This is a genomic window from Frankia sp. CcMO1, assembly GCF_977945845.1.
Genome location: NZ_CDWTMG010000241.1, coordinates 1 through 3,905, shown reverse-complemented (window position 1 = coordinate 3,905; position 3,905 = coordinate 1). Strand labels below are relative to the sequence as shown.

3 protein-coding genes are annotated in these 3,905 nt (G+C 70.7%); all 3 read right to left on the bottom strand.

Annotation, left to right across the window (positions count from 1 at the left end):
* A partial coding sequence (locus AC08OU_RS20590; protein WP_476601696.1) for an ABC transporter ATP-binding protein occupies positions 1-672 on the bottom strand: 672 nt, incomplete at its 3' end.
* Positions 669-2,978, bottom strand: a complete 2,310-nt coding sequence (locus AC08OU_RS20585) for an ABC transporter permease (protein ID WP_476601697.1) — start codon at positions 2,976-2,978, stop codon at positions 669-671. The genes AC08OU_RS20585 and AC08OU_RS20590, both read right to left, overlap by 4 nt.
* Before the next feature lie 120 nt (positions 2,979-3,098).
* Positions 3,099-3,599: a transporter gene (locus AC08OU_RS20580; protein WP_476601698.1), complete on the bottom strand. Its 501-nt coding sequence runs from the start codon at positions 3,597-3,599 to the stop codon at positions 3,099-3,101.
* Between the last annotated feature and the right edge of the window lie 306 nt (positions 3,600-3,905).

Below are 3,905 nucleotides of genomic sequence, written 5' to 3'. Positions count from 1 at the left end.
GACCATGGCGTACACCTGGTCGGCGACGGAGAAGACCAGGTCGACGTCGTGGTCGACGATCAGGATGCCGACCCCGTCGTCGGCGGTCTGGCGCAGCAGCTGCGAGAACCTGGCAGTCTCGTCGTTGTCCAGGCCGCTGGCGGGCTCGTCGAGCAGCAGGATGTCCGGCTGGGCGCACATCGCTCGCGCGAACTCGACCAGCCGCAGGGCACCGGTGGGCAGCGTGCCGGCGATGGTGTCCCGCAGGTCGGACAGGCCGAGAGAGCCGAGGGTTTCCTCGACGAGGCGGCTGACGTGTCCTCGGCCCTTGGACGCCACGCCCAGCAGGCCGCCGGCATAGTCCCGGTGCCGGTTCTCCGCGCCGACAAGCAGGTTGTCCGCGACCGTGAGGGTGGGGAAGAGCGAGGGAACCTGGAAGGTCTGCACCAGACCACGCCGGGACCGGATGTCTGGCCGCATTTTCGTGATGTCGCTCTTGTCGAGCAGGACCTTGCCCTCGTCGGGCTGCTCGACCCCGGTCAGCAGGCTGAACAGCGTCGACTTCCCGGCACCGTTCGGGCCGATAAGACCGGTGATCACGCCCTGGGGGGCGACGAGGTCGACGTGGTCGACCGCGGTCAGACCGCCGTAGCGGCGGACCAGGCCAACGGCCTGTAGCACGTGCCGACTCATACCCGGCCTCCGTCCCGCAGGGAGGTCGCCGCCGCGGGTCCCGAACCCCCCTGCTTGTGGCCCACGTGACCCGGTGAGGTGGGGTAGACGTCGGCGGGCAGGCCACCGCCCTCGCCGCGGGGCGCGGGGGTCACCAGCGGTGCGTCGCCCGACCGGGCCGCATACTCCTGCACCAGGGTCAGCAGGCTGGCCCCGAATGGGGTCGGCTGCGGCGAGCCCGGTGGCAGCACGGGCGAGGAGCGGCCCGGGGGCCAGCTCGCGGATGGCCTGGGCCGGGCGGCCCCCAGGGGCGCGCCGATCCCGGAGATCCCGGAGATCCCGGTGATGCCAGTGGTCGCCGGCAGGTATCCGACGGCGGAGATGCGCACCGGCACCGGGCGCGGTGCCCGATGGTTGGGATCGACGAAGCCGTCCGCGAGGTGGAGGGCGAGCAGCCGCAACAGACCCCGGACGGCCGAGGCCAAGCCGCCGGGCATCCAGCCGAGGGCGAGGGCGAGGATGCCGATGGCGAGGATCGAGGACCCGGCCGGCGCCAGCACGTCGATCGTGACGATGAACGCCGCGGCGATGATCGCGCCGGCCGCGCTGTCGGCGCCGAAGACGACCACGGCGGTGAACCACAGCAAGCTCTGCAACGGTGCGAAGTCGTCGGCGGAGAACGAGTAGCTGCTGTGCACCAGCAGCGCACCACCCAGCCCGGCGACGACGGAGGAGACGGTGAAGGCCAGCAGCTTGAGGTTGCGGACGTCGACCCCCACCGCCGCCGCACCCTCCGCATGGTCACGCACGGCGAGCAGCGCCCGACCGAGCCGACCGCGATGCAGATTACCCACGAAGAACAGGCCGAGGCCCAGGCAGGCCAGTTCAAGGACGTAGAACGCCTCGTCGGGCAGCTCCCAGCCGAAGAACGTCAGCGGGTCGAGGTAGAGGCCGGTCGCGAAGGTCGGCTGCTCGAAGACGAAACGGCTGACCACGGCGCCGACCGCGAAGGTGGTCAGCGCCAGGGTGAGGCCGCGGCGGCGGATCGCCGGGTAGCCGGTGATCAGACCGATCGGGGCGACGAGCAGGGCACCGATGAACATCGACGCGACGCCCGGCAGCTTCGGCAGTCCGAACAGGTCACCGTTGGCGAGCTTGAGTGACAGCAGCGCCCCGAGGCCCGCGTATCCGGCCGAGCCCAGGGAGAGCTGGCCGCTGTAGCCGGTGACGATGACCATCGACAGGAAGATGAGAGCGAGCGCCGGCACCATGAACGCCGAACGCAGATCGGACGGGGCGAAGGTGAGCGGTGCGAGCAGCAGCGCGGCACCGCCGAGCTTGCCCAGAAAGTCACGGCGGGCCTTGGTCTGGCTGGCCGGGCCCGCCGGCGGTGCGCCGCGGCTGGAGAAGCTGGCGGTGGTCCCGGAGTCGCCGGTGCCGAGCTCGCGCAGCTTCGGCACCGCGAGCAGCAGGACCAACAGGGCGACGATGAACAGGTTCGACTGCAGGACGGTGAGGATCTGGCCCGCATCACCGTCGAGGGTGAACTGCTTGAGTTCGCTCTGCAGGACGGCAATGCCCAGGGCAGTGAGGACGGCCACCGGCATGCTTGACAGCCGGGCCGCCACGACCACCGCGAAGGTCTCCAGCACCAGCAGGGTCAGCCCGTACGGGGTGAGTTGGAAGCGGGGGGCGAGCAGGATGCCGGTGAGGCCGGCGAGCGTAGTCCCCACCGCCCAGCCGGCCGCGGCGACCCGGTCCGCGCGAACACCGGACAGCTCGGCGAGCTGCCGGTCGTCGACAACCGCGCGGATCTGGCGGCCGAACACCGTGCGGGTGGCGATGACGCCGATGACCGCGCAGAACACCACGACCATCGCGAGCTCGGCCAGCGCGTCGACACCGATCCGGGTGTCACCGAACAGCTGCACCGACGAGTTCGGGAAGATGCTCGGTGCGTCGCTACGCGAGCCCAGACCCCAGATGCCCGCCGTCATCCCGAGGGTGAGGACCAGCACGCCGAGGCTGGCAACCAGGGATTCGGCTGCCGATGCGCGGCGACGGGCCAGCGGCCGGAAGACCAGCCGCTCCAGCAGCAGGCCGATCCCGGGAGAGAGCACGGCGAGCGCGATGACGGCGGCCAGCCAGATCGGCAGCCCCCACTCGACCACCATCTCGCGGAAGACGTACGCCACCAGCATGGCGATGCCGCCCTGGGCCAGGTTGAGGACCCCGTTGGTACGGTAGGTGACCAGCAGGCCGATACCGGACAGGGCTGCGATCGCCCCGAGGGAGATCCCCGCCAGTCCCAGGTCGATGCTGGTCACCGGGCACTCCCTGGGAGCCTGCCGCCGCCGGCCGTCCGGTCGCCGCCGTCCGCCGGGTCACATGTGATCACGGAACTGCTCGCCTTCCGCGCCGTGGCATCGTGGGAAACGCAGGCTCTGTCAGGCGCGCTGGCCGGGTGTGGTGGCGTTCGTGGCGGGTGCCTGGCCGCCCCCGGGGTCCGTCGCGGCGAAGCGCGAGTTCTGCTGGTGCGTGGCTGTTGTCTGCTGGTACGAGCCTGTCTGCTGGTACGAGCCCTGGGGGCGGGTGGCCGGCTGACCGGCCTCGGGTGCGGCACCCGCGACCGCCGCCGCGATGATCAGTGAGTGTAGGTCGTCGACCTGGCCGGCGGTGTGGGCCTGGGCGGCCTGAGCGGCGTCGAAGCGGTCGGCTACCAGCAGCGCACTTCCTACCAGGATGAGTGCCAGCCCCCCGAGACCGCCGGAGACCACGTAGGGTAGTTGGAAAGCGACGTCCGTCTCCTTGGAGACGCCCAGGTAGCAGCCGAGCAGAAGTACGCCGCCGGCGGCCATCACCACCCATCCGCGCAGCGCGCGGACCACGTCGACTACCAGGCGCGATGTGGGCCGCGGATTATCGGTCCCAGCGGTCTGCTCGTCCACTTTCGTCTCCCCCAAGGAGCATGTCGTCGGTCGTGCGGGCGGCGCGGTCGTGCGGGCGGCGCCCGCGCGTGGAGCCCGCCCCCGAGATGATCCGGGTCACGACAGACGTCAGATTAGTGTGCGGAGATGAACAGGTGCTCCGTCGGGTGGCCTGCGGCTGTTCCCGGCGAGCTCCGGCGGCACGGGAAGCTCCGTCGCATTAGGGCCTGTTTGGGAAGTTTATCGGGGCAGCCATTCGTTGATCGCGGCGATGGTGACTGTTGCTTCGTAGCGGACGGCTAGCTGTCGTAGCGGGTCGCGACCGCC